This is a genomic window from Pseudomonas sp. BNK-7, from assembly GCF_048072025.1.
Taxonomy (GTDB): domain Bacteria; phylum Pseudomonadota; class Gammaproteobacteria; order Pseudomonadales; family Pseudomonadaceae; genus Aquipseudomonas; species Aquipseudomonas danubii.
This window is the reverse complement of sequence record NZ_CP182252.1, coordinates 3,184,132-3,210,593: the sequence shown is the minus strand read 5'-3', so window position 1 is coordinate 3,210,593 and position 26,462 is coordinate 3,184,132. Positions and strand designations below refer to the sequence as shown.

Here is a 26,462-nt window from a genome sequence, read left to right as displayed (position 1 = left end):
CATGGGTTTTGAACTCGATAGCGGCATGATCCGCGGGCTCGGGACCCTGGTGGTGATGATCGCCTTCGTCGGTCTGTCGATCTGGGTGTTCAACTCAAAACGCAATCCCGAGTTTGCCCAGGCACGCCTGCTGCCCTTCGCCGACGACCCGATGCCGGGTGCGGCACCGGCCGGCAATACAACTGATGACGCTCAACCTCAAGAGCCTGCAACAAGGAGCATTCGGCCATGACCACCTTCTGGAGTACGTGGATCTGCGTACTGACCATCGGCAGCCTGATCGGCCTGACCTGGCTGCTGGTCGGCACCCGCAAGGGTGAAACCAAGGGCAGCGTGGACCAGACCATGGGCCACGCTTTCGATGGCATCGAGGAGTACGACAACCCCCTGCCGCAATGGTGGTTCCTGCTGTTCGCCGGGACCCTGGTGTTTTCCGTGGGCTACCTGATCCTCTACCCGGGCCTGGGCAACTGGAAAGGCATTCTGCCGGGCTATGAAGACGGCTGGACCCAGACCAAGGAATGGGAAAAGGAAATGGCCAAGGCGGATGTGAAATTTGGGCCGATCTTCGCCAAATTCGCAGCCATGCCCGTGGAAGAAGTGGCCAAGGACCCACAAGCACTGAAGATGGGCGGACGCCTGTTCGCGTCCAACTGCTCGGTGTGCCACGGCTCTGACGCCAAGGGTGCCTTCGGCTTCCCCAACCTGGCGGACGACAACTGGCGGTGGGGCGGCAGCGCCGACACCATCAAGGCCACCATCATGGGCGGCCGCATGGCGGCCATGCCGGCCTGGGGTGAAGTGCTCAAGGAAGCAGGCGTGAAGAACGTAGCGGCTTATGTCCGTCACGAACTGGCCGGCCTGCCCCTGCCAGCGGACAGCGACGCCGACCTGGTGGCCGGGCAGCAAGCGTTCAGCACCACCTGCGTGGCCTGTCACGGCGCCGACGGCAAGGGCACCCAGATCATGGGCGCGCCCGACCTGACCCAGCCTGCCGGCTTCATCTACGGCACCAGCCTGGCGCAACTGCAGCAGACCATCCGCCACGGTCGCCAGGGTCATATGCCGGCGCAGAGCGAACTGCTCGGCAATGACAAGGTGCAACTGCTGGCCGCCTACGTGTACAGCCTCTCCCACCACAACAGCAACAAGCCACAAGCAGAAAGCGACCAGTAAAAGATCAACGGCAAGCTGCGAGATTTCACTTGCAGCTTGCCGCTTGAAGCTTTCCCTCCTGCCTCTTTGCGACCAAGTGTCGCACCCCTCTCCCCCACCGCCTTTGCACTGATCCGAATCAGGTCTAAGCTTGCCCCGAAGTGGACTGGCAATGACCGGTCACAGGCCATCGGTATCCTTGACGTTCGAAGCTTTCGCTCGATGACAGGCCGCAAAGGCTGGTTTATACCGGCTGTCGACTGGCTTACCACCTGTCAGCTGATCCGCGGACTTCCACACACCCGGTTACAACTGACCTGACACCCCAAGTTTTTTGTCCACTGCGACATTTTGTCCGAGGGCAATTTTTGTCCCTACTCGGCATAGGGAAAGGCCGCAGAATCAGGCATGGAACGCATTGACCCAGGTCATGGCGCGTTGCAATGACCCCCTGCTTTCTCCATACTTGCGGCCGATTTTTATCCCTAATAAAACACCCAAACCGTGGAACCTTAGAATGAGCACAGCAATCAGTCCGACTGCTTATAACTATAAGGTAGTCCGCCAGTTCGCCATCATGACGGTGGTCTGGGGGATCCTTGGCATGGGGCTCGGTGTCTTCATCGCCTCGCAACTGGTCTGGCCGGAGTTGAACTTCGATCTGCCATGGACGACCTTTGGACGCCTGCGCCCGCTGCACACCAACCTGGTGATCTTCGCCTTCGGTGGATGTGCATTGTTTGCCACCTCTTACTATGTCGTGCAGCGAACCTGCCAGACGCGACTGATTTCCGACAGCCTTGCGGCCTTCACCTTCTGGGGTTGGCAAGCGGTGATCGTCGGCGCGATCGTGACCCTGCCACTGGGTTACACCACCACCAAGGAATACGCCGAACTGGAATGGCCCCTGGCTATCCTGCTGGCGATCGTCTGGGTCACCTACGGCCTGGTGTTCTTTGGCACCATCACCAAGCGCAAGACCAAGCACATCTACGTCGGTAACTGGTTCTACGGTGCCTTCATCGTGGTGACCGCGATGCTGCACATCGTCAACCACGCCTCCCTGCCGGTCAGCTTCTTCAAGTCCTATTCGGCCTATGCCGGTGCGACTGACGCCATGATCCAGTGGTGGTATGGCCACAACGCCGTGGGCTTCTTCCTGACCACCGGCTTCCTGGGGATGATGTACTACTTCGTACCCAAGCAGGCCGAGCGTCCGATCTACTCCTATCGCCTGTCCATCGTGCACTTCTGGGCGCTGATCACCCTGTACATCTGGGCCGGTCCGCACCACCTGCACTACACCGCACTGCCGGATTGGGCCCAGTCCCTGGGCATGGCCATGTCGATCATCCTGCTGGCACCCAGCTGGGGCGGCATGATCAACGGCATGATGACCCTGTCGGGTGCCTGGCATAAGCTGCGCACCGACCCGATCCTGCGCTTCCTGGTGGTGTCCCTGGCGTTCTACGGCATGTCGACCTTCGAAGGTCCGATGATGGCGATCAAGACCGTCAACTCGCTCTCGCACTACACCGACTGGACCATCGGCCACGTACACGCTGGCGCTCTGGGCTGGGTAGCAATGATCTCCATCGGCGCCCTGTACCACCTGATCCCGAAAGTCTTCGGTCGTCAGCAGATGCACAGCACCGGCCTGATCAACACCCACTTCTGGCTGGCCACCATCGGTACCGTGCTCTACATCGCCTCGATGTGGGTCAACGGCATTACCCAGGGCCTGATGTGGCGTGCAATCAACGATGACGGCACCCTCACCTACTCCTTCGTCGAAGCGCTGCAAGCCAGTCACCCGGGCTTTATCGTCCGCGCTCTGGGCGGTGCGTTCTTCGCCGCCGGCATGCTGATCATGGCGTACAACGTGTTCCGCACCGTTCGCGCCTCGAACCCGGCTGAAGCTGAAGCCGCCGCTCAGATCGCTGTAGTTGGAGCTCACTGATGAAGCACGAAGTAGTCGAGAAGAACATTGGCCTACTGGCCTTCTTCATGGTCATCGCCGTCAGCATCGGCGGCCTGACCCAGATCGTTCCACTGTTCTTCCAGGACGTTACCAACAAGCCGGTGGAGGGCATGAAGCCGCGCACCGCGTTGGAACTGGAAGGTCGCGACGTGTACATCGCCAACGGCTGTGTCGGCTGCCACTCGCAGATGATCCGTCCGTTCCGCGCTGAAACCGAACGCTATGGCCACTACTCGGTGGCCGGTGAAAGCGTCTGGGACCACCCGTTCCTGTGGGGTTCCAAGCGTACCGGCCCGGACCTGGCCCGTGTCGGCGGCCGCTACTCCGATGACTGGCAGCGTGCGCACTTGTACAACCCGCGCAACGTGGTCCCCGAGTCGAAGATGCCGGCTTATCCGTTCCTCGTAGAAAACAAGCTCGACGGCAAAGACACCGCGAAGAAAATGGAAGTCTTGCGCACACTCGGCGTCCCTTACACCGACGAAGACATCGCCGGCGCTCAGGATGCTGTGAAGGGCAAAACCGAAATGGACGCGCTGGTGGCCTATCTGCAAGGCCTGGGCACCATCATCAAAAGCAAACGGTGATCTAGATGGATATCGGGATGATTCGTGGCCTGGGCACCCTTGTTGTGATGGTGGCCTTCATCGGCTTGGCGCTCTGGGTGTTCAGCCCCAAGCGCAAGTCCGAGTTTGAAGACGCGACCTTGCTGCCGTTCGCGGATGATCCCGACGCCATCAAGCACGTCGAGCAAGCTTCTAGGAGTAACAAAGAATGACTACGTTCTGGAGTCTGTACGTCACAGTCCTCAGTCTGGGTACCATCTTCGCCCTGACCTGGCTGCTGCTGTCGACCCGCAAGGGCCAGCGCACCGAGCAGACCGACGAGACGGTCGGCCACTCCTTCGACGGGATCGAGGAGTACGACAACCCGCTGCCACAGTGGTGGTTCATGCTGTTTGTCGGCACCATCGTCTTCGCCCTGGGTTACCTGGTGCTGTACCCGGGCCTGGGCAACTGGAAAGGCGTCCTGCCGGGCTACAACTACCTCGATAACGAGAAGCAGACCCCGTTTGCCAACGGCCAGCCCGGCTGGACCGGTGTGCATGAGTGGGAAAAGGAAATGGCCAAGTCAGACGCCAAGTTCGGTCCGATCTTCGCCAAGTACGCCGCCATGCCTATCGAAGAAGTGGCCAAGGACCCGCAAGCCCTGAAAATGGGCGGTCGCCTGTTCGCGTCCAACTGCTCGGTCTGCCACGGTTCCGACGCCAAGGGCGCCTATGGCTTCCCTAACCTGACTGACGCCGACTGGCGTTGGGGCGGCGAGCCGGAAACCATCAAGGCCTCCATCATGGGCGGTCGCCACGCGGTGATGCCGGCCTGGGTGGACGTGATCAAGGAACAGGGCGTCAGTGACGTTGCCGCTTATGTCCTGACCAACCTCGACGGCCGCAAGTTGCCGGAAGGCATCAAGGCCGACCCGGTCAATGGTCAGAAGCTGTTCGCCGCCAACTGCGCGGTCTGCCACGGTCCGGAAGGCAAAGGCACACCAGCCATGGGCGCCCCGAACCTGACTCACCCGGCAGCCTTCATCTACGGCTCGAGCTTCGCCCAACTGCAGCAGACCATTCGTCATGGCCGTCAGGGCGTGATGCCTGCCCAGGAACAACTGCAAGGCAATGACAAGGTTCACCTGCTGGCCGCCTATGTCTACAGCCTGTCCCACGGTAACAAGCAGGCCGACGCCGAGTAAGACCGACGCCTGAAAGCAATACCCAACGGCCCCGCCAATGAAAATTGACGGGGCCGTTTTGTTTGCGCCTTGCATCGGCCGGTGCTCGACGGTGGATCACCCTTCCCGGCAACCCGGTAGTAACCTTTCTAGAACAAGAAGGACTTTGAGGCCTGCGGAGTCCGCCTGATCACTCCCTGGAAGAATTGAACGGCGCCGCCTGCAAATGGGTCCATAATTCATAAGTCAATTGATTCAAGTCATTACACCATCAGTTGATTTCCCCCAACGCGACCAAAGGTCGCACCCTTGCGCTAGAGCTACAGGCGTATCATTGCGCCACTGCAACACCCCTTTTGACCCCGGCCGGCATGTACTGGCCGAGGCATTTTTCCACTGCCGTGGGATGCAATGATGAGCAACCAGATTCCCGTACAAGACGTTACCCCGCCTGCCAAAAACGCGACCAACAGCGTCGACCTCTACGCCTCCAGGGAAAAAATCTACACCCGCGCCTTCACTGGCCTGTTCCGTAATCTGCGCATGCTGGGCGGCGCCGGATTATTCCTGCTGTACTTCGGCACCGTGTGGCTCAACTGGGGTGGTCACCAGGCCGTCTGGTGGAACCTGCCGGAACGTAAGTTCTTTATCTTTGGCGCCACGTTCTGGCCCCAGGACTTCATCCTGCTCTCGGGATTGTTGATCATTGCCGCTTTCGGCCTGTTCTTCATCACCGTCTATGCCGGACGTATCTGGTGCGGCTACACCTGCCCGCAGAGCGTCTGGACCTGGATTTTCATGTGGTGCGAGAAAGTCACCGAAGGCGACCGCAATCAGCGCATCAAGCTGGACAAGGCGCCCATGAGCGCCAACAAGTTCCTGCGCAAACTCAGCAAGCACAGCCTCTGGCTGTTGATTGGCTTCGTCACCGGCATGACCTTCGTCGGCTACTTCTCGCCCATCCGCGAACTGGTCATCGAGTTCTTCACGGGCCAGGCCGATGGCTGGTCGTACTTTTGGGTCGGTTTTTTCACCCTGGCCACTTACGGCAACGCCGGTTGGCTGCGCGAGCAAGTGTGCATCTACATGTGCCCCTATGCGCGCTTCCAGAGCGTGATGTTCGACAAGGACACCCTGATCGTGTCCTACGATCCGCGCCGTGGTGAAAGCCGTGGCCCACGCAAGAAAGGCGCCGACTACAAGGCCCAGGGTCTGGGCGACTGCATCGATTGCACCATGTGCGTCCAGGTCTGCCCCACCGGCATCGATATCCGAGATGGCCTGCAGATCGAATGCATCGGCTGCGCCGCCTGTATCGACGCCTGCGACAGCATCATGGACAAGATGGAGTACCCACGCGGACTCATCAGCTACACCACCGAACACAACCTCTCCGGACAGAAAACCCATAAACTGCGTCCGCGCCTGATCGGTTACGCCCTGGTGTTACTGGCCATGATCAGCCTGCTGGTCACCGCGTTCTTCATGCGCTCGCTGGTGGGCTTCGATGTCAGCAAGGACCGGGTGCTGTACCGCGAAAACTCAGAAGGCCGGATCGAAAACGTCTATAGCCTGAAGATCATGAACAAGGACCAGCGCGACCACACCTACGTGCTCGATGCCGCTGGCCTGCCGGACCTGAAGCTGCAAGGCAAGCGCGAGATCCACGTGGAGGCCGGCGATATCGTCAGCATGCCAGTGGAACTGTCCATCGCTCCAGAGCAACTGCCATCGACCACCAACGAGGTGAAGTTCATCCTCAAGGATGCCGACGATGACAGCGTCCACGTTGAAGCCAAGAGCCGGTTCATCGGCCCACAAATTCGTTAAGAGCCAAGAGAAGTGATCATGCCCGCAGCTACCACCACCAGCCCCTGGTACAAACACCTCTGGCCCTGGATCATCATTGGCATCCTCGCCTGCTCGGTGACCCTGACCCTGTCCATGGTGACCATTGCCGTGAACAACCCGGACAACCTGGTCAACGACAACTACTACGAGGCTGGCAAGGGCATCAACCGCTCCCTGGACCGTGAACTGCTGGCCCAGACCCTGAAGATGCGCGCCAACGTGCACCTCGACGAACTGACCGGCGAAGTGGAACTGCGCCTGAGCGGTAACAGCCAGCCCAAGACCCTGGAGCTGAACCTGATCTCGCCGACCCAGCCCGAGAAAGACCGCAAGATCGCCCTCACCCGCAGCGAAACCGAACAAGGTCGCTACATTGGCCAGTTGAGCGATCAGGTCGAAGGCCGGCGCTTCGTCGAGCTGCTGGGAGTCGAAGGCGACAAGACCTGGCGCATGTTCGAAGAGGAACAAGTCAGCCACGACAAAGACCTGCTGCTGGGCGATGAGCCGCTGCAAGGGGCGGAAGACCTGAACTGAACAACACCTGTCGTCCATCGCCGGCCCGCCGCCCTCCCCGTCACCCGGGTTGCAGGCGACTGGCCGGCGATGAGTTTTTTCCCGACCACAAAGACCGCCGATGACCACGCCACTGCCCTGCTACCACTGCGCCCTGCCGGTTCCCACTGGCAGCCGGTTCACCGCCGTCGTGCTCGGCGAGCCTCGGGAGTTCTGCTGCCCGGGCTGCCAGGCGGTGGCCGAAGCCATTGTTGCTGGCGGCCTGGAGCATTACTACAGCCACCGCAGTGAAGCCTCGGCCAACCCCGAAGCCTTGCCTGTGCAGTTGCTGGACGAATTGGCACTGTACGACCGTGCCGACGTGCAACAGCCCTTTGTCCGCCACGAAGGCGAGCTGGCGGAAACCACACTGCTCATGGAAGGCATCAGTTGCGCCGCCTGTGGCTGGCTGATCGAAAAACACCTGCGCAGCCTGCCAGCAGTGGTCGAGGCCCGCCTCAACCTTTCCAACCACCGCCTGCATGTGCGCTGGGCCGATAGCCAACTGCCCCTGAGCCAGGTTCTCAGCGAACTGCGGCACATCGGCTACGCCGCCCACCCCTACCAGCCGGACCGCGCCTCCGAGCAACTGGCCAGCGAAAACCGCCTGGCCCTGCGCCAGCTGGGGGTCGCCGGACTGCTGTGGTTCCAGGCCATGATGGCGACCATGGCCACCTGGCCGGAATTCAATATCGACCTGAGCCCGGAGTTGCACACCATCCTGCGCTGGGTCGCACTGTTCCTCACCACTCCCATCGTGTTCTACAGCTGCGCACCTTTCTTCAAGGGCGCCATGCGCGACTTGCGCACCCGTCACCTGACCATGGATGTCTCGGTGTCCCTGGCCATTGGCGGGGCCTACCTGGCGGGAATCTGGACCGCTATCAGCGGTGTCGGCGAACTGTACTTCGACGCTGTGGGCATGTTCGCGCTGTTCCTTCTCGCCGGCCGCTACCTGGAACGTCGGGCCCGGGAACGCACCGCAGCGGCCACAGCGCAGTTGGTCAACCTGTTGCCTGCCTCCTGCCTGCGCCTGGGCCAGGACGGCCAGAGTGAACGCATCCTGCTCACCGAACTGCGCCTGGGCGACCGGGTACTGGTGCATCCTGGCGCGGTGCTGCCGGCCGATGGAAAGATCCTCGACGGCCAGTCGAGCATCGACGAATCCCTGCTCACCGGCGAGTACCTGCCGCAACCACGCAGCCTGGGAGATAGCGTCACTGCCGGCACCCTGAACGTCGAAGGCGCGCTGACGGTGGAGGTTCAGGCCCTGGGCCAGGACACCCGGCTGTCCGCCATCGTCCGCCTGCTGGATCGGGCTCAGGCAGAGAAACCGCGGCTCGCGGAGGTCGCCGACCGCGCGGCCCAGTGGTTCCTGCTGTTTTCATTGATCGCTGCAGCAGCCATCGGCCTGCTGTGGTGGCAACTGGATGCCTCGCGCGCCTTCTGGATCGTCCTGGCCATGCTGGTTGCCACCTGCCCTTGCGCGCTGTCCCTGGCCACCCCAACGGCCCTGACCGCCGCCACCGGCACTCTGCACAAGCTCGGTCTGCTGTTGACCCGCGGCCATGTGCTCGAAGGCCTGAACCAGATCGACACGGTGATTTTCGACAAGACCGGCACCCTCACCGAAGGACGCCTGGCACTGCGCGCCATTCGCCCCTTGGGGCCGCTGTCCAGCGATGACTGCCTGAGCCTCGCGGCCGCCCTGGAGAACCGCTCCGAGCACCCTATTGCCCGGGCTTTCGGCCGTGCTCCAGTAGCGGCCGAAGAGGTCATCAGCAGCCCGGGGCTGGGCCTGGAAGGCCTGGTGGGCACACAGCGCTTGCGCATCGGCCAGCCGGCATTCGTCTGCGAACTCAGCGGTTGCCCGGTGCCCTCGATGCCCGATGAAGCCGGCCAGTGGCTATTGTTGGGCGACAGCCAGGGTGCCCTCGCCTGGCTGGTGCTCGATGACCGGCTGCGCAGCGACGCCCCAGCCCTCCTGGCCGCCTGCAAGGCTCGCGGCTGGCGTACCCTGCTACTGTCCGGGGACAGCTCACCGATGGTGGCCAGCGTCGCAGCCGAACTACAGATCGACGAGGCCCGTGGTGGCCTGCGCCCGGATGACAAGCTGCAGGTACTGCAACAGCTGCATCAACAGGGCCGCAAAGTGCTGATGCTCGGCGACGGGGTCAACGATGTGCCGGTGCTGGCCGCCGCCGACATCAGCGTGGCCATGGGTTCGGCCACCGACCTGGCCAAAACCAGCGCCGATGCAGTGCTCCTGTCCAACCGCCTGGACGCACTGGTGCAGGCCTTCAGCCTGGCCCGCCGTACCCGCCGGGTAATCATCGAGAACCTGCTTTGGGCCGGGCTGTACAATGGCCTGATGCTGCCGTTCGCCGCCCTGGGCTGGATCACTCCGGTCTGGGCCGCAATCGGCATGTCCATCAGTTCCCTGACCGTGGTGCTCAATGCCCTGCGCCTGACCCGCATGCCGCGGTCAGCCGACAGCGCCGGCGCCCCCGAAACCCGCCTGTTGCCGGCCTGAGCCGCCGGGCCTGGAGTCCAGATGCCAGCTCTATATGTGATGATTCCGGCTGCCCTGCTGATCGTGGCCATCGCCATCTATATCTTCTTCTGGGCCGTCGACAGCGGTCAGTACGACGACCTCGACGGCCCGGCCCACAGCATCCTGTTCGACGATCAAGACCCTAGCCACACCGCAGCGGTGGACGAAGCCAAGGGCCAGCCAGGCAACGACGCCGAGCCGGTCAAGAAAGCGGAACCACCTCATGCTTGAGCTGGCTCCCCTATTGGTTTCGGCGGTGATCCTTGGCTTGCTGGGCGGAGGGCATTGCCTGGGTATGTGTGGCGGCCTGATGGGCGCTCTGACCCTGGCCATTCCCCAGGAGCAACGCAGCCGGCGTTTCCGCCTGCTACTGGCCTACAACCTGGGGCGCATCCTCAGTTATGCCCTGGCCGGCCTGCTGCTGGGCCTGGCTGGCTGGGCCGTGGCCAGCAGCCCGGTGGCGCTGTTCATGCGGGTACTGGCTGGCTTGCTGTTGATCGCCATGGGCCTGTACCTGGCCGGCTGGTGGAGCGGCCTGACCCGCATCGAAGGACTTGGACGGGGCCTGTGGCGGCATATCCAGCCTGTCGCCAACCGCCTGCTGCCAGTTTCCAGCCTGCCTCGTGCACTGCTCCTGGGTGCGCTCTGGGGCTGGCTGCCTTGCGGCTTGGTGTACAGCACCCTGCTGTGGTCGGCGAGCCAGGGCAACGCTCTGGACAGCGCTCTGCTAATGCTGGCGTTCGGCCTCGGCACCTGGCCTGTGCTATTGGCCACGGGCCTCGCGGCAGAACGGGTCACCGCCCTGCTGCGCCGTCGCAGCGTGCGCATGGCCGGAGGGCTGCTGGTCATGCTGTTCGGCATCTGGACCCTGCCTGGTCCTCACCAGCACTGGCTGATGGGCCACTGATCCCAGGAAAGTGCCCGACTACAGGGCTTGCACGCCCCGTCGGCGCTACCTCAGCGGCTCCCGAACACCCTTGATACAAATCAAGATGGCCGCAGCCCTAACCCCCTAGACTCGCGAACACTGCCAGCCTATCCGGGGGAATTCCCGCATGCTCGACGCCATTCGTTGGGACACAGATCTGATCCGCCGCTATGACCTGGCGGGACCACGCTACACCTCATACCCGACCGCGGTGCAATTCAACAGCCAGGTCGGCGCCTTCGATCTGCTGCACGCCCTGCGCGACAGCCGCAAGGCCCAGCGCCCGTTGTCGTTGTACGTACACATCCCGTTCTGCGCCAACATCTGCTACTACTGCGCCTGCAACAAGGTCATCACCAAGGATCGCAGCCGCGCCCTGCCCTACCTGCAACGCCTGGAACAGGAGATGCAACTGATCGCCTGCCACCTGGCGCCCAACCAGCGGGTCGAGCAGTTGCACTTCGGCGGCGGCACCCCGACCTTTCTCAATCACGATGAGCTGCGCCAACTGATGGCGCTGCTGCGCAAGCACTTCAACCTGCTGGACGATGATTCCGGGGATTACGGTATCGAGATCGACCCCCGGGAAGCCGACTGGTCCACCATGGGCCTGCTCCGGGAGCTGGGCTTCAATCGGGTCAGCATTGGCCTGCAGGATCTGGACCCGGCGGTACAACGGGCGGTCAATCGCCTGCAGAGCCTGGAGGAAACCCGGGCCGTGATCGAAGCGGCCCGTACCCTGCAATTTCGCTCCATCAACATCGACCTGATCTACGGCCTGCCCAAGCAGACACCAGAGCACTTCGCCCGCACCGTGGAAGAAGTGATCAGCCTGCAACCGGATCGCCTCTCAGTCTTCAACTATGCCCATCTGCCCGAGCGCTTCATGCCGCAACGGCGGATCAATGGCAATGAGCTGCCGGCTCCGGCAGAGAAACTGGAAATGCTGCAACGCACCATCGAGCAATTGACCGCAGCTGGTTATCGCTACATCGGCATGGACCATTTCGCCCTGCCCGATGACGAGTTGGCAATCGCCCAGGAGGAGTCGACCCTGCAACGCAACTTCCAGGGTTACACCACACATGGTCATTGCGACTTGATTGGGCTGGGAGTATCGGCCATCAGTCAGATCGGGGATCTCTACTGCCAGAACAGCAGTGACTTGACCCAGTATCAAAATGCTTTGGCGGGTGCACAACTGGCCACTAGTCGTGGCTTGGTATGCAACACCGACGACCGTCTGCGCCGCGAAGTTATTCAACAACTGATCTGCAACTTTAGTCTTAAGTTCGAAGATATAGAAAAAGCATTCAATATCGACTTTCGTGGCTACTTCAACGAACTATGGCCGGATCTGCAGGAGATGGCCGAAGATGGCCTGATTCAACTCAGCGCCGAGGCGATTATCGTACTTCCAGCAGGACGCCTGTTGGTGCGCTCGGTGTGCATGATCTTCGATGCATACCTGGGCCAACAGAATCGCCAGCGTTTTTCCCGGGTGATCTAGGACTTCATGATCAGGGAAGCGGCCTTCATCACCTGCTCGGGGCTCAGACCTGCCTCTTTCATCGCCTTGGCCAGGGAGGCATTGGCGGTCAGCAAACCGCTGTTCAGGCTCGCCAGGGCAGACTGCAAGCTGGCAACCTTCGCCTTGGCCTCTTCAGGGCTCAGGTGTTTGTCGGCCATGACTGCCTGAAGCCGGGCAAGCTTTTCGGCAATCTGTTGTTGCAATTTTCTGATCATTTTGAGGAGTTGTTGAATATTTTCGGGCAGGCCGCTTTCCTCGATGTCACGGTCATCGCCCGCAGCACTGGAGGATTTCTGCAATCCAACGCCCGACAGCGACACTTTGACGCCCTCTCCGATCACCGATTCAGCAACTAATGGAGAGTTCCTTAGTTCATCGTCATCACTGCCTTTCGAGGTCTCTGAAAGTAGCTGCAAGTTGTTGCTGCCATTAGTAATACCGCCAACAGAGGACATAGTTTCAGCTCTCCAAGTTAACTTTGTTAACTGGTTATCGACTCATAAAAGGAATGCTTTACGACTAACAATCAATACGGCACGGACTGGCCGGAACCTCCTCCCGTGAGTTACCCTTACGGCTTATGTGTGTTTTCCCACAAGGATTCTAGAATGTCCGAGCCAGTTAAACTGCGCGCTCATAACCAGGCCCATTGCAAGGATTGCAGCCTGGCCCCTCTGTGCCTGCCACTTTCCTTGAATTTGGAAGACATGGACGCGCTGGACGAAATCGTCAAACGTGGCCGCCCATTGAAAAAAGGCGAATTCCTGTTCCGTCAGGGTGACGGCTTCGACTCGGTGTATGCCGTGCGTTCAGGTGCCCTGAAAACCTTCAGCCTCAGTGACGGCGGCGAAGAACAGATCACCGGTTTCCACCTCCCCAGCGAGCTGGTGGGGCTGTCCGGCATGGATACCGAAAGCCATCCGGTTTCGGCACAAGCCCTGGAAACCACCTCGGTGTGCGAGATTCCCTTCGAACGCCTCGACGAACTGGCTCTGCAACTGCCGCAACTGCGCCGTCAGTTGATGCGGGTCATGAGCCGTGAAATCCGTGACGATCAGCAGATGATGCTGCTGCTGTCGAAAAAGACCGCAGACGAGCGCATCGCTACCTTCCTGGTCAACCTCTCCGCACGTTTCCGCGCACGAGGCTTCTCGGCCAACCAGTTCCGCTTGAGCATGTCGCGCAACGAAATTGGCAACTACCTGGGCCTGGCGGTGGAAACCGTATCCCGGGTGTTCACCCGTTTCCAACAGAACGAACTGATTGCCGCCGAAGGCAAGGAAGTGCACATCCTCGATCCGATCCAGCTCTGCGCCCTGGCCGGCGGCTCGGTAGACGGCTGAACCACAGCACTTGCGACTGAGCCAAGCCGCTCGGTCGCGGGTATACTGGCGCGGCCTATTTGCCCGCCAGGACACCTGAAGATGGCCTTCGATTCCTTCGACATCAAATCCCTGATCCGCCCTGTCATCGACTTCCCGAAACCGGGCGTGATCTTCCGCGACATTACCCCTCTGTTCCAGTCTCCCCGGGCCTTGCGCCTGGTAGCCGACAGTTTCGCCCAGCGTTATGTCGAAGAAGACTTCAGCCACATCGGTGCCATGGATGCCCGGGGCTTCCTGATCGGCTCGATCATTGCCTACCAACTGAATAAGCCGCTGATCCTGTTTCGCAAACAGGGCAAGCTGCCTGCGGACGTGCTCGCCGAGGGCTATCAGACCGAATACGGCGAAGCCTTTCTCGAAGTCCACGCCGACAGTCTGTGCGAAGGCGATTCGGTACTGATGTTCGATGACCTGATCGCCACCGGCGGCACCCTGATCGCCGCGGCCAATCTGGTACGGCGCATGGGGGCGAAGATCTACGAGGCCGCCGCCATCATCGACCTGCCGGAGCTGGGCGGCTCGCAGAAACTGGAAGACATGGGCATCCCAACCTTCTGCCTGACGCAGTTCTCGCTGACTGAGCGCTAGGATCTACCCGCGTATTCACCAGCAAGCAGGTTTCTACAGGCCCATCTGCTTGCTGATGATTTCGTTCATCACCTCGCGAGTGCCGCCGCCGATCGAGAGAATACGGTTGTCGCGATACAGGCGCTCAACCAGGCTCTCGCGCATATAGCCCATGCCACCGAGTATCTGCACCGCATCATGGGTAATACGGTCGGCAGTATCGGTGGCAACGTTCTTGGCCATGGAGATTTCCTTGATCACACTCTTGCCGGCGGCCATCTTCGCCGCCTGGCGATAGGTGAACTCCCGCGAGACTTCCAGAGCCGTAGCCATCTCCGCCAGACGATGCTTGAGCACCTGGAACTTGCCGATGGGCTTGCCGAACGCCTCGCGCTCGCGAGCCCACTTCAGGCTTTCCTCCAGAGCCATCTGCGCCGTCATGTTGGCCATCAGCGCCAGGGCCAGGCGTTCGCTCTGGAAATTGCCCATGATGCAGGCAAAGCCCATGTTCTCGGCACCGATCAGGTTGCCCATCGGTATCCGGCAATCGTCAAAGAACAGTTCGGCAGTGTCCGAGGCCCACCAGCCCATCTTTTTCAGCTGTCGCCCCACGGTGAAGCCCGGCGTGCCCTTTTCGATCAGCAGCAAGCTGATGCCGCCGTAACCGGGCTCACCGGTACGCACCGCAACGGTGTAGAAATCGGCGCGTACGCCGCTGGTGATAAAAGTCTTGCTGCCGCTGACCCGATAATGATCGCCATCACGCACGGCGCGAGTTTGCAGGTTGGCCACGTCAGAGCCGCCGCTGGGCTCCGTCACCGCCAGAGCGCAGATTTTCTCGCCGCGCAGCACTTGGGGTGCCACTCGGTCCCGCACTTCGGGTCGAGCCCATTTGACGATGGGCGGCAGGCCGATATCCAGGGAACCCAGCCCTGCCACCAGGCCGCCGGAACCGCTGCGCATCAGCTCTTCACTGGCGGCGATCTTGGCGAACAGGTCACCTTCGTGACTGCCCCCCAGGGCTTCGGGATAGCCGATCCCCAGAATCCCTGCCGCACCGGCCTTGAGATACAGCTCGCGGGGGAAGCTTTCAGCCTCCTCCCACTGATCGATCTCGGGGAGAATTTCCCGTTCGACGAAACGTCGCACGCTGTCACGGACCAACTGGTGGCTGGGGTCGAAGTATTCCTGGCAGGCAGACATCGGCAAGCTCCTCTGAAGGGTCGAGGGAACTTACCAAGCGCTTGCTTGGTTTTCAAGAAAATGTGTGGCGGGTCTTTCGCCGGCAAGCCGGCTCCTACCGCGTTAAAGCGCTATGGGTTTGCGACCGGCGAAGGAATGGGCCAGGGTGCCGCCGTCCACCAGCTCCAGCTCGCCCCCCAGAGGCACGCCGTGGGCAATACGCGAAGTGATCAGGCCTTTGTTGGTCAGCAGTTGGGCGATGTAGTGCGCAGTAGCCTCGCCTTCCACGGTCGGGTTGGTGGCCAGGATCACTTCGCTGAAGCTCCCTTGCTCCTCGATCCGTGCCAGCAACTGCGGAATACCGATCGCTTCGGGCCCTAGACCGTCCAGCGGTGACAAGTGCCCCTTGAGCACGAAATATCGACCGCGATAGCCGGTCTGTTCCACCGCGTACACATCCATCGGTCCTTCCACCACGCAGAGCAAGCTGTCGTCGCGACGCGGGTCGGCACACTGCGGGCACAGCTCGTCTTCAGTCAGTGTCCGGCATTGACGGCAATGCCCCACCCCTTCCATGGCCTGGCTCAAGGCCTGGGCCAGGCGCAAACCACCACTGCGATCACGTTCAAGCAGCTGCAAGGCCATGCGCTGGGCGGTTTTCTGACCCACGCCCGGCAAGGTGCGCAGGGCATCGATCAGTTGGCGAATCAGGGGGCTGAAGCTCATGGGCAAAGGTCCGACAAAACGACGAGACGCGGTTTATACCCGCGCCTCAGGGTAGCGTCAAATACTCGCGTGTGCGGCAACCTTGACCACCAGCTTGCCGAAGTTGCGCCCCTCCAGCAGGCCGATGAAGGCTTCAGGCGCCTGCTCCAGGCCTTCGACCACATCTTCCTTGAACTTGACCTTGCCTTCGCGCACCCAGGGCGCCATGGCCTTGATGAATTCTGGGTGCCGGTCACCATAGTCGTCGAAGACGATAAAGCCCTGGATCCGCACCCGCTTGGTCAACAAGGCGCGCTGTAACAGCGGCAGACGGTCCGGGCCTGGCGGCAGTTCCTGAGCATTGTACTGGGCGATCAACCCGCACAAGGGAATGCGCGCCTTGGGATTGAGCAAGGGCAGCACGGCATCGAACACCTTGCCACCGACGTTCTCGAAATAGATGTCCACGCCCTTGCAGCAGGCCTGGGCCAGCTCAGCGGCAAAATCGGCGCTCTTGTGATCGATGCAGGCGTCGAAACCCAGCTCCTCGACCACGTAGCGGCACTTGTCCGCGCCACCGGCCACACCCACCACCCGCAGCCCCTTGAGTTTGGCCACCTGCCCTACCACCGAGCCCACAGCGCCGGACGCCGCAGCCACCACCAGGGTTTCCCCGGCCTTGGGCTGACCGATGTCCATCAGCCCCATGTAGGCAGTCATACCTGGCATACCCAGCACGCCCAAGGCCATGGAGGGGCTGGGCAGGCCGGAAGGCACCGGAATCAGGTTACGACCATCACTGATGCAGTGGCTCTGCCAGCCAGTGGCCCCCACGACCAGATCGCCTTCCTGGAACTTCGGATTCAGCGAACGCTCGACCCGACTCACCGCGCCACCGGTCATGACTTCATTGATTTCCACCGGTGCGGCGTAGGACGGCGCGTCACTCATGCGGCCGCGCATGTAGGGGTCCAGGGACAGGTAGAGGGTCTGCAGCAGGACTTGGCCGTCCGCCAGCTCCGGCAAGGCGACCCGCTCCAGACGGAAGTTCTCAGGGACCGGTGCACCCTGGGGACGAGAGACCAGCACCACACGCTGGTTGAGGGTCAATGTTTGCGACATCACAGACACTCCTGTATCGAGGGTTGGAAAGGACTGTATAGGGTGCAGACCCCGCGAGGGCCGTGGCGTTCGATGTTTCTACAGACGGATCGGCGGCAGCCTTCGCCCGCAATCCAGCTCCCACGAACAGCGCAGTGCTTATCGACAGGATAAAAAAAGCCAGGCTCAAGGCCTGGCTTTTTGCGTCCATCCGAAGCGCCTGGGCGACTCAGAACGGCAGCTTCATGCCTGGAGGCAGTTGCATGCCGGCAGTCATGCCGGACATTTTTTCCTGGCTGTTGGACTCGATCTTGCGCACGGCATCATTGACCGCAGCGGCAAACAGGTCTTCCAGCACTTCACGGTCATCTTCGCTGACGCCTGCCAGCAGGCTCGGGTCGATGCTCACACGCTTGATGTCGTGACGACCGGTCATGACCACAGTGACCATGTCGCCGCCAGCCTTGCCGGTGACTTCAGCGTTGGCCAGTTCTTCCTGCATCTTGGCCATTTTTTCTTGCATTTGCTGTGCCTGCTTCATCAGGCCGGCCATGCCACCTTTCATCATGGGAATTACCTCAAAGTACGGGGATTGAAACAGCGCCCGACCCAGGGTCCGGCGCCCTTTAAGTGATCAACCCTGAGCGGCCAGGGCCTCGACAGGTTCAATAGTATCCTGGCGCACCACGGCGCCGAACTCCTGGACCATCTGCTGGATGAACGGATCGCCGTGGATCGAGTCCTCCGCCTCGCGCTGACGGTCGGCCCGACGCCTCGAAGCCGCCTGGGCCGGGGTTTCCTGCTCGGGCTTGATCAGCTCGATGGTCAGGGTCAGGGTACGTCCGTGGTACTGGTTCAGCGCGTCATTGAGCCGGCGCTGCTGAGTGGCGTTGAACAGTGCGCTGTGGGCCGGGTCCAGGTGCAACAGCCAGTTGTCGCCCTCTACGGCCATCAGGGTGCAGTTGGCGGCGATGCTGCCGGTCATGCCGGAAATCGGCAGTTTCGGGAACAGTTGCAGCCACTCCAAGGCCAGGCCGGTGGCCGGCTTGGCAGCAGGTTCGGGCTCGGGCTCCGGGGCCGGATCGGCGGCGTGCTCGCTGGCCAACTCGTCCAGGTAGCTGTAGGCCGAATCCATGTCCGGCTCGATGTAGTCCTCGTCCAGGGGCGGCTCGTCGTCCAGATCAATGCCCGGGGTGGCAGCGTCGACCTCGGCCACGCTCGGCTCGGGCACCGGCGCACTGACCCACTCCGGCGCATCCGGCACCACGCTGTCGGGCGTTGGAGTTGGCATTGGCGTCAGCTCGGGCTGTTCGGCCACCACTTCCAGCACCGGTTCAACAGCTGGTTGCTGCTCGATCTGCGGCACTACCGGATCGTTCCAAGGCAGGTCGACCACCTCCTCGGCGGCCACCGGCTCAGGCTCGACGTCAACCGCTTCGACGGCAACCGCTTCGGCAACCGGCGGCGCGACAGGTACAGGCGCGACCGGCGGAGCTGGAATCGGAGCCGGAGCGGCAGCCAATGCGACCGGCGCGCTGGCAATAGGAGTAACGGGAGCCACAGGCACAGCAGGTGCTGGTACCGCCACGGCTTGGGCGGAATCAACTGTGGCCTGGCTGATCCCCACTGGCTTTAGCGGCTGTCTCGGTGCATCGGCGGTGTCCGCTGGGCGGAAGGCCAGCATCCGCAGCAAGACCATTTCGAACCCCCCTCGCGGGTCCGGCGCCAACGGCAGGTCGCGACGGCCGATCAGGCCCATCTGGTAATAAAACTGTACGTCTTCAGCCGGCAGCGCCTGGGCCAGAGCCAGTACCCGGTCACGATCGCCATGACCGTTGTCGACCCCTTCGGGCAACGCCTGGGCAATCGCTACCCGGTGCAGCACGTTGAGAATTTCCGAGAGCACGCCGTTCCAGTCCGGGCCCTGCTCCGCCAGATGGCGCACAGCCTCCAGCAACGTCTTGGCGTCACCATTGATCAGGGCATGGAGAACGTCATAGACCTGGCCGTGATCGAGGGTGCCGAGCATCGCTCGCACGTCGGCGGCCATGACCTTGCCTTCACCGAAGGCGATGGCCTGATCGGTCAGGCTCATGGCGTCACGCATCGAGCCGTCGGCGGCGCGGCCCAGCAGCCACAATGCGTCGTCTTCGAACGGCACGTTCTCTACACCCAGCACGTGGCTCAGGTGCTCGACCACCCGTTCGGGGGTCATGTTCTTCAGGGAGAACTGCAGGCAACGGGACAAAATGGTCGCCGGCAGCTTCTGCGGGTCGGTGGTTGCGAGGATGAACTTGACGTAGGGTGGCGGCTCTTCGAGGGTCTTGAGCAAGGCGTTGAACGAGTGGCTGGAAAGCATGTGCACTTCGTCGATCAGGTAGACCTTGAAGCGCCCGCGGCTCGGCGCGTATTGCACGTTATCCAGCAGTTCACGAGTGTCCTCGACCTTGGTCCGGCTCGCGGCGTCGATCTCGATCAGGTCGACGAAGCGTCCTTCGTCGATCTCGCAGCACACCGAACAGGTGCCGCACGGCGTGGAAGTGATGCCTGTTTCACAATTCAGACATTTGGCAATGATCCGCGCGATGGTGGTCTTGCCCACCCCGCGGGTGCCGGTAAACAGATAGGCGTGGTGCAGCCGCTGGCTGTCCAAGGCATTGATCAGAGCCTTGAGCACATGGGTCTGGCCGACCATTTCGCGGAACGAGCGCGGACGCCATTTACGTGCAAGAACCTGATAACTCATCGAAAACCGTCGCAACTGGAAAGCGGAAGCCGGTAATGCTAGCGGAGCAAGGGCGAAATTGCATCCGGCGCGCTCGTCTAATCTGTCTAAGCTGCATTTCGCAAAGGATTGCTCGGTCGTTGGAACCGTGGGAGACCGTATGCATTTGACCTGGGGCGCCCTGCTACTCTTGAGCACCAGCCTGGAAGCCGCCGAAGCGCCTTTACGCTTTGTCATCGCCGACAGCTGGGCCATGCCGACCATCGAGGTCGATGGCGAGCAACCCACCGCCGGCATCCTTTACGACACCATGAACAGCCTCGCCCGGCATATGGGCACCCGTGCCGAGTTCCACGTCCTGGCTCGCGCCCGGGTGCAGAACGCCATGGCCCAGGGCGAAGTCGACGTGCGCTGCTTCGCCGCACAAGCCTGGCTGCCGAACCTGTCCGGGGATTACCTGTGGAGCGTGCCGCTGTTCGTGCAACGTAACCTGCTGGTCAGTAACCGCTACCATCATGAGCAGATCAACCCGCAGCAGTTGCCCACTCAGCACATCGGCACCGTACTGAGCTACACCTACACCTCGCTGCAACCTCTGTTCGAGAGCGCCCAGCTGATTCGTGACGATGCCCGCAACGAGGAGCAAGTCCTGCAAAAGCTCCAGGTAGGACGCTACCAGTACGCTATCGCCAGCCAGTGGACCCTGGACTGGTTCAACAAGACCCAGTCCTCCGGCAACCCCTTGCACCGCGTCGCGCTGCTGCAGGAGCAAGCCGTGGGCTGCTACGTGCGCAATGACCCGGCAGTGCCGGCCCAGCGAATTCTGCGGACCCTGCTGAAGATGAAGATGTCCGGCGAGATCGAGGCCATCGTCCAGCGCTACGTCGACCCGCAGACCGGCGCTCAGGCCTCCGACACCGTGTCGCCCTGAAGCGTGCCGCACCGCCACGACAGCGGCGGCTCGAAGTTGCTTACCCACTCCAGCACGGCGTCAGCGGGCATGGGCGCAGCAATGAACTCACCCTGAGCCACCTCACATCCGAGGGCCATCAATCGCTCACCATGGGCCAGGCTTTCCAGGCCCTCGGCCACAACTTGGCGGCCAAACGCCCGGGCCAGTCCGACCAGAGCCTGAATCAGGGCCTGGTCATCCTGGTCGTGAAGCATGTCGCGGACAAACAATCGATCGATCTTGATGGTCTGGGTACGCAGACGTTTGAGGTAGCTCAGGGACGAATGCCCAGTACCGAAGTCCCCCAGGGAAAACTGCACACCAAAGCCCTGGCAGGCATCGAGGCAATCGCTGACTCGCTGGATATTGTCGATGGCCACCGACTCGACGATCTCCAGATCCAGCAAGACGGGTGACACATCCGGGTAGCGATCGAGCATCCCCTTGAGCCGCTCGACAAAATCCGTGCGCTGGAAATGCCGGGCCGCGACGTTCAGGCTCACCGGCCAGACATGGCCTGCCGCCTGCCAGCGTTGCAGCTGACTCATCACCTGATCCATGACCCACTCGCCGATATCGACGATGAGGTCGGTCTCTTCCACCTGAGGCAGGAAATCCTGGGAACCCAGCATCCCGCGCTGCGGGTGCTGCCAGCGCAACATGGCTTCAAACCCCACCACCGCGCCGCTGCGCATGTTGACCTTGGGCTGGAAATACAGCTGCAGCTCGCCGCTGTTCAGCGCCTGGCGCACGTGCTCCACCGTCTGGTAGGTGACCATCACTTCACGATCACGCAGGACATCGAACAGGTGGAAGCGATTGCGTCCGCTTTGCTTGGCCACGTACATCGCCTGGTCGGCGTGGCGCAGCAAGGTATCGGCATCATGGTTGTCGGTGGGAAACAGGGTCACCCCAATGCTGGCAAACACATTGATGTCCTTGCCCTGGATCGAATACGGCTGGGAAATGGTCGCCAACACCCGCTGCAGTGCCGCCCGCAGCTCCAGCATGTCCCTGACGTAACGCAGGATCAGCACGAACTCGTCTCCGGCCAGGCGTGCCACCACATCTTCACCCCTGATGATCGAACGCAGGCGCGCAGCCACTTCCACCAGCAGCAGGTCACCACAGGCGTGACCGTAGCCATCATTGACCGCCTTGAAACCGTCCAGATCGAGCATGCATACCGCCAGGGGAATATTCTCCTGGCGGGAGAAGTCCAGCGCCTGGTGCAACAGGTCGGAAAGGAAGGCCCGATTGGGCAGACCAGTGAGCACGTCATGCCCAACTCGCCATTGCAGCGAATGCAGCAACTGACGCTTCTCGCTGACATCGAAGCGGATCGATACATAGCGCATCACCTTGCCGGAGCGCTGATCCACCAGGGGCACCATGGTGCTGTCGACCCAGTACAGGCTGCCGTCCTTGGCACGGTTGCAGATCTCACCTTTCCACACCCGCCCCTGGATGATGGTCTGCCACAGCTCGGTAAAGAACTCCGGTGGATGCAGACCCGAACTGAGCATCCGGTGATTGGCTCCGATCAGCTCTTCACGGCTGTAGCCCGAGATCTGGCAGAACAGGTCGTTGACATAGGTGATGCAACCGCCGAGATCTGTCTCGGAGAAGATGGCGGCGGCATCGACGGCCCTGCGGTATTTCTCATCCATGAGTCGAACTCACTGTCGCTAGCGGTTGAACCGCTCGACCAAGGCACGCAGCCCGGAAGAGATGTTTTCCAGCTCCGCGCCGCGAACGACTCCGGCGCTGGCATTCTCGGCAGTGCGCTGCACCGTGGCGGCGACACTGTTGATCTGTTCGGAAACCGATTCCGCTACATGGGACTGCTCCTGGGACGCCGCAGCCATCTGCTGACTCATGTCGGTGATACGCTCCACCGCCGCGCCTATGCCCTGCAAGGCTTGCTGCGCCTGCAAGACCTGCTGCACCCCTTGCTCGGCTTCCTCGATGCCCAGGCTGGCGATCTGCACCGCCTCATCGGCACCGGCCCGCAGGCTCTGGATGATGCCCTGGATCTGCTGGGTGGACTCACGAGTCTTACCGGCCAGGGCGCGCACCTCATCGGCCACCACGGCAAACCCGCGCCCCTGCTCTCCGGCCCGAGCGGCTTCGATGGCTGCGTTCAAGGCCAGCAGGTTGGTCTGGTCGGCAATCGCCTGGATCATGCTCGCCGCCACCATGATGTCCTGGGTCTGCCCGGCCAGATCACCCACCGCCTGATTGATCTGGGTAACAGTGCGGGCCAGCAACTGGATGGCGTCACGGGAAGTGCCCGCCACCTGGCTGCCTTGCTGGGCCAGCAGGTTGGCAGTGTGAGCCTCACTGGCGGTGTGCTGTACGTGTTCGGCAACCTCGGTGATCGAAGCGGCCATCTGGGTCATGGCAGCGGCCGTCATGTCGGTCTCTGCTCGCTGCTCCAGCAGCGCCGACTCAGTGCGGCTGGACAACTGACTGGAATCGGCCGCCGCCGTAGCCATCTGTCGAGCCAGGTCGCTGAGTCGGGTCAAGGCGGTTTTCAGCCGCGCCTCTTCACTGGCCAGGATCAGTTGCAACTGCGCCGCCGGCCCCAGCGCGTCGCTGTAAGCCAGGGCACAGATCGGATCGGCAAAGGTGTTTGGAGTGCTACGGACAATCTGCTTGAGCTGCTGCCCCAAACGGCGCTGGGCCATCAGCCCGACCCCCACGAATCCCGTGACCGTCAGCCCCTGGGCCAGCAGCGTCGGCAACCAGGTGAACGCCGCCAGGCAACCCACCGCCACCGCAACCGGCAACAGCAATGGCCTGGCTGCTGCCTCCAGGTGCCGCCAGGCCGAGACCGGTGCCTTGTCAGCACGCAATCGCGCATAGAGAATTTCAGCGCGGTTCACTTGCTCCCGGGTCGGCTTGACCCGCACCGACTCATAACCCACCAGTCGACCCTCTTCGAGGATGGGCGTGACATAGGCGCTGACCCAGTAGAAATTGCCGTTTTTGCAGCGGTTCTTCACCACGCCCATCCAGCTCTGCCCTGCCTTGAGATACCCCCACATCGACTCGAACACCGCCGCCGGCATATCCGGGTGACGCACCAGGTTATGGGTGCTGCCAATCAGCTCGGCCTGGCTGAAACCACTCATCGCGGCGAATTCGGCATTGCAGTAGGTGATGTGGCTGTTGGTATCGGTGGCGGATATGAGCCGCTGCTGGTCGGGAAAGGTCTGCTCAACAGAGGTGACCGGCAAATTGAGACGCACTTTAGAACTCCATAGACAGCCTGCGATCAACAGCACCGGGAAGCCGGCAACAGGTTGATTCGAAATGTACTTTCCTGGCGGTACGACTCAATCGAAAGGATCGCCCTGATTGCGGCCGTACAGCGGTTTGCGCGGCAGTTGACCGTCGATTCGACGAAGATCAACTAGGATCAGATAAGGCGTCAGGTGGGGGACGGCGGACGGTGCGTTGGCGGGATTTACGAGACGGTCGAGCCTCTGCCAAGTCCTCGGTTTAGGTGAACAAGGGAAATGCAATGATTTCTTGTTTCATAAACCTGCCCTCTGAAACTAGATCACCAAATACCTGTCCGAAGCGCCGATTCTACGAAATGCATCACATTTTGCAAAGCAAGGTGATGAATCATGGTGTTGTCTAATGCCAATATTTATCGTTAAGTTCTTGATTCTAAATGGGAATTGAGCGATGCAAATTTCAAGTTTGGGTGCAGCCATCAAGCGTTATCGAAAGGTAGCGGGGCTTACTCAGGCTGAACTAGGTGAAAAAACCGGTTTTGACCCAAAAACCATCAGCCGCTTCGAAACCGGCACCTACACCCCCAGCGTTGAAGCTCTATTTCTGCTAGCCGAAGTACTGGGAGTGAAGCTGAAAGCCTTCTTCGCCGATCTGGGCGACGAAGAGGAACAGCGGGCTTATTTGTTCGGTGTCATTCACAAAGCCACCCCGAAGGATCTGGGAAAGCTGATAGCAGCGGTAGACCAGGCCTTGTCCAAGCCTTGAGCCCCGCAACAAATCAACGAGAAGAGGCACGCTTATCACCCCTGATAAGTTGGCCTCTTTTTTAATCCACGACTCCTGACAGGAACTGACAGACCCAGCCCATAAGCTTGTGCCCACAGCACAGCCCAAAGGCCCCTGGAGTCGTCATGATCAATAACACCTACTTCCTGCTTTATGTGGACAGCCCGCCCCTCAGTGCAGAGTTCTACAGCCGCCTACTGGACAAACAGCCGGTGGAATCATCCCCATCCTTCGCCCTGTTCATCCTCGACTCGGGGATCAAGCTCGGCCTCTGGTCCCGGCACACGGTTGAACCGAGCGCCCAATCAACCGGTGGTGGCGGCGAACTGGGCTGGGCCGTGGACAGTCGAGAAGCCGTGGACAAATTGCATCGCCGCTGGCAGGCGCTGGACATGACCATCGCCCAGCCCCCCACCCAGATGGACTTCGGCTACACCCTGCTCGCCCTTGATCCGGACGGACATCGCTTGCGCGTGCTCTATCTCACTGCCGACTGAATCCATGCCCCAACAGAGGCGCTATACCAGCGCCTTCCCCGCCAACGCTGAGAGATTACTAGAAACACCTCATTGAGCCCTCCAACACTCATCGCTATCCTCCCCTCCGACTTGTCACAATTTGTAAGGGAATACGATGAAGTACCTGCGCCTCCTCATGGCGATGGCCGTCCTCTGCGCCACGCCCCTCCTTGCCTTTGCCGCCGCGCCGAACGAGAACAAGGACGCCGAACCCCAGACCGCCGAACAGTTTCTCGCCTCGCTCTCCCCACGCCACGGCAACGTCAAGCTGCCCGGTGATATCGCCAGCCTCGACCTGAGCCAGGAGTTCTACTACCTCAACCCCAAGGACACCGAGAAGCTGCTGACCGAGGGCTGGGGCAACCCGCCCGGCTTCACCACCCTGGGCATGATCGTGCCCAGCGCAGTCAGCCCGCTGTCCGCCGAAGGCTGGGGCGTGATCATCAGCTACAAGAATGACGGCCACATTTCCGATGACGACGCGGCGAAAATCGATTATCAGGACCTGCTCAAGCAAATGCAGGAAGCGGACGAGGAAGACAATAAGCAACGCAAGGAACAGGGCTATGGCGCCATCCACTTGCTGGGCTGGGCCGAACAGCCAAGCTATGACGCGCAATCCCACAAGATGTACTGGGCCCGCGAACTCAAGGCTGAAGGCGCCGAGAGCCACACCCTGAACTACAGCATCCGGGTGCTGGGACGCGAAGGCGTGCTGGAACTCAACGCAGTCGCCTCCATGGACGACCTGGCAACTATCAAGCGCGAAATTCCCAAGGTACTGGCCTTCACCAACTTCACCGACGGCAACCGCTACGCCGACTACAACCCAAGCACCGACAAACTGGCGTCCTACGGCCTGGCCGCCCTGGTGGCCGGAGGCCTGGCCAGCAAGGCTGGCTTGTTCGCCAAGCTGGGGGTACTGCTCCTGGCCGGCAAGAAGTTCATTGTCATCGGCGTGCTCGCACTTGCCGCGTTCGCCGGCCGGCTGTTCAAGAAAAAAGGCTGA

General features: G+C 61.3%; 26 protein-coding genes. 18 read left to right on the top strand and 8 right to left on the bottom strand.

Annotation, left to right across the window (positions count from 1 at the left end):
- Position 1 precedes the first annotated feature (1 nt).
- The 12 genes from ACMGF8_RS14980 to hemN all read left to right on the top strand — a co-directional run bounded on the left by ACMGF8_RS14980 (position 2) and on the right by hemN (position 12,262).
- Entirely contained in the window at positions 2 to 232 is a 231-nt protein-coding gene (locus ACMGF8_RS14980) for a cbb3-type cytochrome oxidase subunit 3 (RefSeq protein ID WP_016967269.1), read from the top strand.
- On the top strand, positions 229 to 1,176 hold the full coding sequence (gene ccoP / locus ACMGF8_RS14975) for a cytochrome-c oxidase, cbb3-type subunit III (protein ID WP_102863796.1): 948 nt from the start codon (positions 229 to 231) through the stop codon (positions 1,174 to 1,176). Before ACMGF8_RS14980 ends, ccoP (ACMGF8_RS14975) begins: the two co-directional genes overlap by 4 nt.
- A gap of 496 nt (positions 1,177 to 1,672) precedes the next feature.
- Entirely contained in the window at positions 1,673 to 3,115 is a 1,443-nt protein-coding gene (ccoN, locus tag ACMGF8_RS14970; RefSeq protein WP_102863797.1) for a cytochrome-c oxidase, cbb3-type subunit I, read from the top strand.
- The gene (gene ccoO / locus ACMGF8_RS14965) at positions 3,115 to 3,723 is read left to right on the top strand and encodes a cytochrome-c oxidase, cbb3-type subunit II (RefSeq protein WP_102863798.1); all 609 of its coding nucleotides are present in this window, start codon (positions 3,115 to 3,117) and stop codon (positions 3,721 to 3,723) included. Before ccoN ends, ccoO begins: the two co-directional genes overlap by 1 nt.
- A 5-nt stretch (positions 3,724 to 3,728) precedes the next feature.
- A complete protein-coding gene (locus ACMGF8_RS14960; RefSeq protein WP_011060239.1) occupies positions 3,729 to 3,914 on the top strand; it encodes a CcoQ/FixQ family Cbb3-type cytochrome c oxidase assembly chaperone in 186 nt (61 codons plus the stop codon).
- Complete coding sequence (gene ccoP / locus ACMGF8_RS14955; RefSeq protein ID WP_102863799.1) at positions 3,911 to 4,888, top strand: cytochrome-c oxidase, cbb3-type subunit III; 978 nt, start codon at positions 3,911 to 3,913, stop codon at positions 4,886 to 4,888. The genes ACMGF8_RS14960 and ccoP (ACMGF8_RS14955) overlap by 4 nt, the downstream gene beginning before the upstream one ends.
- A 393-nt stretch (positions 4,889 to 5,281) precedes the next feature.
- Positions 5,282 to 6,697 carry a cytochrome c oxidase accessory protein CcoG gene (gene ccoG, locus ACMGF8_RS14950; RefSeq protein WP_102863800.1) on the top strand — a complete coding sequence of 472 codons (1,416 nt, stop codon included), beginning with the start codon at positions 5,282 to 5,284 and terminating at the stop codon, positions 6,695 to 6,697.
- An 18-nt stretch (positions 6,698 to 6,715) separates the two neighbouring features.
- Complete coding sequence (locus ACMGF8_RS14945) at positions 6,716 to 7,252, top strand: FixH family protein (RefSeq protein ID WP_102863801.1); 537 nt, start codon at positions 6,716 to 6,718, stop codon at positions 7,250 to 7,252.
- A gap of 100 nt (positions 7,253 to 7,352) precedes the next feature.
- A complete protein-coding gene (locus ACMGF8_RS14940; protein WP_416760079.1) occupies positions 7,353 to 9,803 on the top strand; it encodes a heavy metal translocating P-type ATPase in 2,451 nt (816 codons plus the stop codon).
- Positions 9,804 to 9,824: 21 nt separating this feature from the next.
- Positions 9,825 to 10,055: a cbb3-type cytochrome oxidase assembly protein CcoS gene (gene ccoS, locus ACMGF8_RS14935; protein WP_102863803.1), complete on the top strand. Its 231-nt coding sequence runs from the start codon at positions 9,825 to 9,827 to the stop codon at positions 10,053 to 10,055.
- Positions 10,048 to 10,731, top strand: coding sequence for a sulfite exporter TauE/SafE family protein (locus ACMGF8_RS14930; RefSeq protein ID WP_102863804.1), 684 nt, complete (start codon positions 10,048 to 10,050; stop codon positions 10,729 to 10,731). The genes ccoS and ACMGF8_RS14930 overlap by 8 nt, the downstream gene beginning before the upstream one ends.
- 148 nt (positions 10,732 to 10,879) lie before the next feature.
- Positions 10,880 to 12,262 (top strand): oxygen-independent coproporphyrinogen III oxidase, encoded by a 1,383-nt coding sequence (gene hemN / locus ACMGF8_RS14925; RefSeq protein ID WP_102863805.1) that lies wholly within the window; start codon positions 10,880 to 10,882, stop codon positions 12,260 to 12,262.
- On the opposite strand, the gene ACMGF8_RS14920 is transcribed toward hemN, so the two are convergent.
- Positions 12,259 to 12,738, bottom strand: a complete 480-nt coding sequence (locus tag ACMGF8_RS14920) for a hypothetical protein (protein ID WP_102863806.1) — start codon at positions 12,736 to 12,738, stop codon at positions 12,259 to 12,261. The two genes, hemN and ACMGF8_RS14920, sit on opposite strands and share 4 nt — an antisense overlap.
- Before the next feature lie 153 nt (positions 12,739 to 12,891).
- On the opposite strand from ACMGF8_RS14920, the gene fnr reads away from it, so the two are divergent.
- Positions 12,892 to 13,626, top strand: a complete 735-nt coding sequence (gene fnr, locus ACMGF8_RS14915; protein WP_102863807.1) for a fumarate/nitrate reduction transcriptional regulator Fnr — start codon at positions 12,892 to 12,894, stop codon at positions 13,624 to 13,626.
- Between the two features lie 81 nt (positions 13,627 to 13,707).
- Complete coding sequence (locus ACMGF8_RS14910; RefSeq protein WP_102863808.1) at positions 13,708 to 14,256, top strand: adenine phosphoribosyltransferase; 549 nt, start codon at positions 13,708 to 13,710, stop codon at positions 14,254 to 14,256.
- Positions 14,257 to 14,289: 33 nt separating this feature from the next.
- Here the strand turns inward: ACMGF8_RS14910 and ACMGF8_RS14905 are convergent, their stop codons facing one another.
- The 5 genes from ACMGF8_RS14905 to dnaX form a co-directional block, all read right to left on the bottom strand.
- Positions 14,290 to 15,438 (bottom strand): acyl-CoA dehydrogenase family protein, encoded by a 1,149-nt coding sequence (locus ACMGF8_RS14905; RefSeq protein WP_416760075.1) that lies wholly within the window; start codon positions 15,436 to 15,438, stop codon positions 14,290 to 14,292.
- A gap of 102 nt (positions 15,439 to 15,540) precedes the next feature.
- On the bottom strand, positions 15,541 to 16,143 hold the full coding sequence (gene recR, locus ACMGF8_RS14900; protein ID WP_102863810.1) for a recombination mediator RecR: 603 nt from the start codon (positions 16,141 to 16,143) through the stop codon (positions 15,541 to 15,543).
- Positions 16,144 to 16,200: 57 nt separating this feature from the next.
- Entirely contained in the window at positions 16,201 to 17,244 is a 1,044-nt protein-coding gene (locus ACMGF8_RS14895; RefSeq protein WP_305948254.1) for an NADP-dependent oxidoreductase, read from the bottom strand.
- Positions 17,245 to 17,452: 208 nt separating this feature from the next.
- Entirely contained in the window at positions 17,453 to 17,791 is a 339-nt protein-coding gene (locus ACMGF8_RS14890; RefSeq protein ID WP_305948253.1) for a YbaB/EbfC family nucleoid-associated protein, read from the bottom strand.
- A gap of 66 nt (positions 17,792 to 17,857) precedes the next feature.
- Positions 17,858 to 19,969: a DNA polymerase III subunit gamma/tau gene (dnaX, locus tag ACMGF8_RS14885; RefSeq protein ID WP_416760072.1), complete on the bottom strand. Its 2,112-nt coding sequence runs from the start codon at positions 19,967 to 19,969 to the stop codon at positions 17,858 to 17,860.
- 139 nt (positions 19,970 to 20,108) lie between these two features.
- Between dnaX and ACMGF8_RS14880 the strand changes: the two genes are divergently transcribed.
- Positions 20,109 to 20,879, top strand: a complete 771-nt coding sequence (locus ACMGF8_RS14880; protein ID WP_207816207.1) for a substrate-binding periplasmic protein — start codon at positions 20,109 to 20,111, stop codon at positions 20,877 to 20,879.
- On the opposite strand, the gene ACMGF8_RS14875 is transcribed toward ACMGF8_RS14880, so the two are convergent.
- Positions 20,852 to 22,570, bottom strand: a complete 1,719-nt coding sequence (locus ACMGF8_RS14875) for a putative bifunctional diguanylate cyclase/phosphodiesterase (protein ID WP_102863814.1) — start codon at positions 22,568 to 22,570, stop codon at positions 20,852 to 20,854. The two genes, ACMGF8_RS14880 and ACMGF8_RS14875, sit on opposite strands and share 28 nt — an antisense overlap.
- Positions 22,571 to 22,588: 18 nt before the next feature.
- Positions 22,589 to 24,154, bottom strand: a complete 1,566-nt coding sequence (locus ACMGF8_RS14870) for a methyl-accepting chemotaxis protein (protein ID WP_102863815.1) — start codon at positions 24,152 to 24,154, stop codon at positions 22,589 to 22,591.
- 445 nt (positions 24,155 to 24,599) lie between these two features.
- On the opposite strand from ACMGF8_RS14870, the gene ACMGF8_RS14865 reads away from it, so the two are divergent.
- The 3 genes from ACMGF8_RS14865 to ACMGF8_RS14855 all read left to right on the top strand — a co-directional run bounded on the left by ACMGF8_RS14865 (position 24,600) and on the right by ACMGF8_RS14855 (position 26,462).
- A complete protein-coding gene (locus ACMGF8_RS14865; RefSeq protein ID WP_011060220.1) occupies positions 24,600 to 24,914 on the top strand; it encodes a helix-turn-helix domain-containing protein in 315 nt (104 codons plus the stop codon).
- A gap of 146 nt (positions 24,915 to 25,060) precedes the next feature.
- Positions 25,061 to 25,432: a VOC family protein gene (locus tag ACMGF8_RS14860; RefSeq protein ID WP_416760068.1), complete on the top strand. Its 372-nt coding sequence runs from the start codon at positions 25,061 to 25,063 to the stop codon at positions 25,430 to 25,432.
- A gap of 136 nt (positions 25,433 to 25,568) precedes the next feature.
- Positions 25,569 to 26,462 carry a DUF2167 domain-containing protein gene (locus tag ACMGF8_RS14855; RefSeq protein ID WP_416760066.1) on the top strand — a complete coding sequence of 298 codons (894 nt, stop codon included), beginning with the start codon at positions 25,569 to 25,571 and terminating at the stop codon, positions 26,460 to 26,462.

Coding starts and splice junctions, on each gene's coding strand:
- ACMGF8_RS14930 (WP_102863804.1), top strand. CDS start 10,048: ATGCTTGAGCTGGCTCCCCTATTGGTTTCGGCGGTGATCCTTGGCTTG.
- dnaX (WP_416760072.1), bottom strand. CDS start 19,969: ATGAGTTATCAGGTTCTTGCACGTAAATGGCGTCCGCGCTCGTTCCGC.
- ccoS (WP_102863803.1), top strand. CDS start 9,825: ATGCCAGCTCTATATGTGATGATTCCGGCTGCCCTGCTGATCGTGGCC.
- ccoP (WP_102863799.1), top strand. CDS start 3,911: ATGACTACGTTCTGGAGTCTGTACGTCACAGTCCTCAGTCTGGGTACC.
- ACMGF8_RS14865 (WP_011060220.1), top strand. CDS start 24,600: ATGCAAATTTCAAGTTTGGGTGCAGCCATCAAGCGTTATCGAAAGGTA.
- ccoP (WP_102863796.1), top strand. CDS start 229: ATGACCACCTTCTGGAGTACGTGGATCTGCGTACTGACCATCGGCAGC.
- ccoO (WP_102863798.1), top strand. CDS start 3,115: ATGAAGCACGAAGTAGTCGAGAAGAACATTGGCCTACTGGCCTTCTTC.
- ACMGF8_RS14895 (WP_305948254.1), bottom strand. CDS start 17,244: ATGTCGCAAACATTGACCCTCAACCAGCGTGTGGTGCTGGTCTCTCGT.
- ACMGF8_RS14910 (WP_102863808.1), top strand. CDS start 13,708: ATGGCCTTCGATTCCTTCGACATCAAATCCCTGATCCGCCCTGTCATC.
- ACMGF8_RS14875 (WP_102863814.1), bottom strand. CDS start 22,570: ATGGATGAGAAATACCGCAGGGCCGTCGATGCCGCCGCCATCTTCTCC.
- hemN (WP_102863805.1), top strand. CDS start 10,880: ATGCTCGACGCCATTCGTTGGGACACAGATCTGATCCGCCGCTATGAC.
- ACMGF8_RS14960 (WP_011060239.1), top strand. CDS start 3,729: ATGGATATCGGGATGATTCGTGGCCTGGGCACCCTTGTTGTGATGGTG.
- ACMGF8_RS14855 (WP_416760066.1), top strand. CDS start 25,569: ATGAAGTACCTGCGCCTCCTCATGGCGATGGCCGTCCTCTGCGCCACG.
- ACMGF8_RS14880 (WP_207816207.1), top strand. CDS start 20,109: ATGCATTTGACCTGGGGCGCCCTGCTACTCTTGAGCACCAGCCTGGAA.
- ACMGF8_RS14860 (WP_416760068.1), top strand. CDS start 25,061: ATGATCAATAACACCTACTTCCTGCTTTATGTGGACAGCCCGCCCCTC.
- ACMGF8_RS14890 (WP_305948253.1), bottom strand. CDS start 17,791: ATGATGAAAGGTGGCATGGCCGGCCTGATGAAGCAGGCACAGCAAATG.
- ccoG (WP_102863800.1), top strand. CDS start 5,282: ATGAGCAACCAGATTCCCGTACAAGACGTTACCCCGCCTGCCAAAAAC.
- recR (WP_102863810.1), bottom strand. CDS start 16,143: ATGAGCTTCAGCCCCCTGATTCGCCAACTGATCGATGCCCTGCGCACC.
- ACMGF8_RS14945 (WP_102863801.1), top strand. CDS start 6,716: ATGCCCGCAGCTACCACCACCAGCCCCTGGTACAAACACCTCTGGCCC.
- ACMGF8_RS14905 (WP_416760075.1), bottom strand. CDS start 15,438: ATGTCTGCCTGCCAGGAATACTTCGACCCCAGCCACCAGTTGGTCCGT.
- ACMGF8_RS14940 (WP_416760079.1), top strand. CDS start 7,353: ATGACCACGCCACTGCCCTGCTACCACTGCGCCCTGCCGGTTCCCACT.
- fnr (WP_102863807.1), top strand. CDS start 12,892: ATGTCCGAGCCAGTTAAACTGCGCGCTCATAACCAGGCCCATTGCAAG.
- ccoN (WP_102863797.1), top strand. CDS start 1,673: ATGAGCACAGCAATCAGTCCGACTGCTTATAACTATAAGGTAGTCCGC.
- ACMGF8_RS14980 (WP_016967269.1), top strand. CDS start 2: ATGGGTTTTGAACTCGATAGCGGCATGATCCGCGGGCTCGGGACCCTG.
- ACMGF8_RS14920 (WP_102863806.1), bottom strand. CDS start 12,738: ATGTCCTCTGTTGGCGGTATTACTAATGGCAGCAACAACTTGCAGCTA.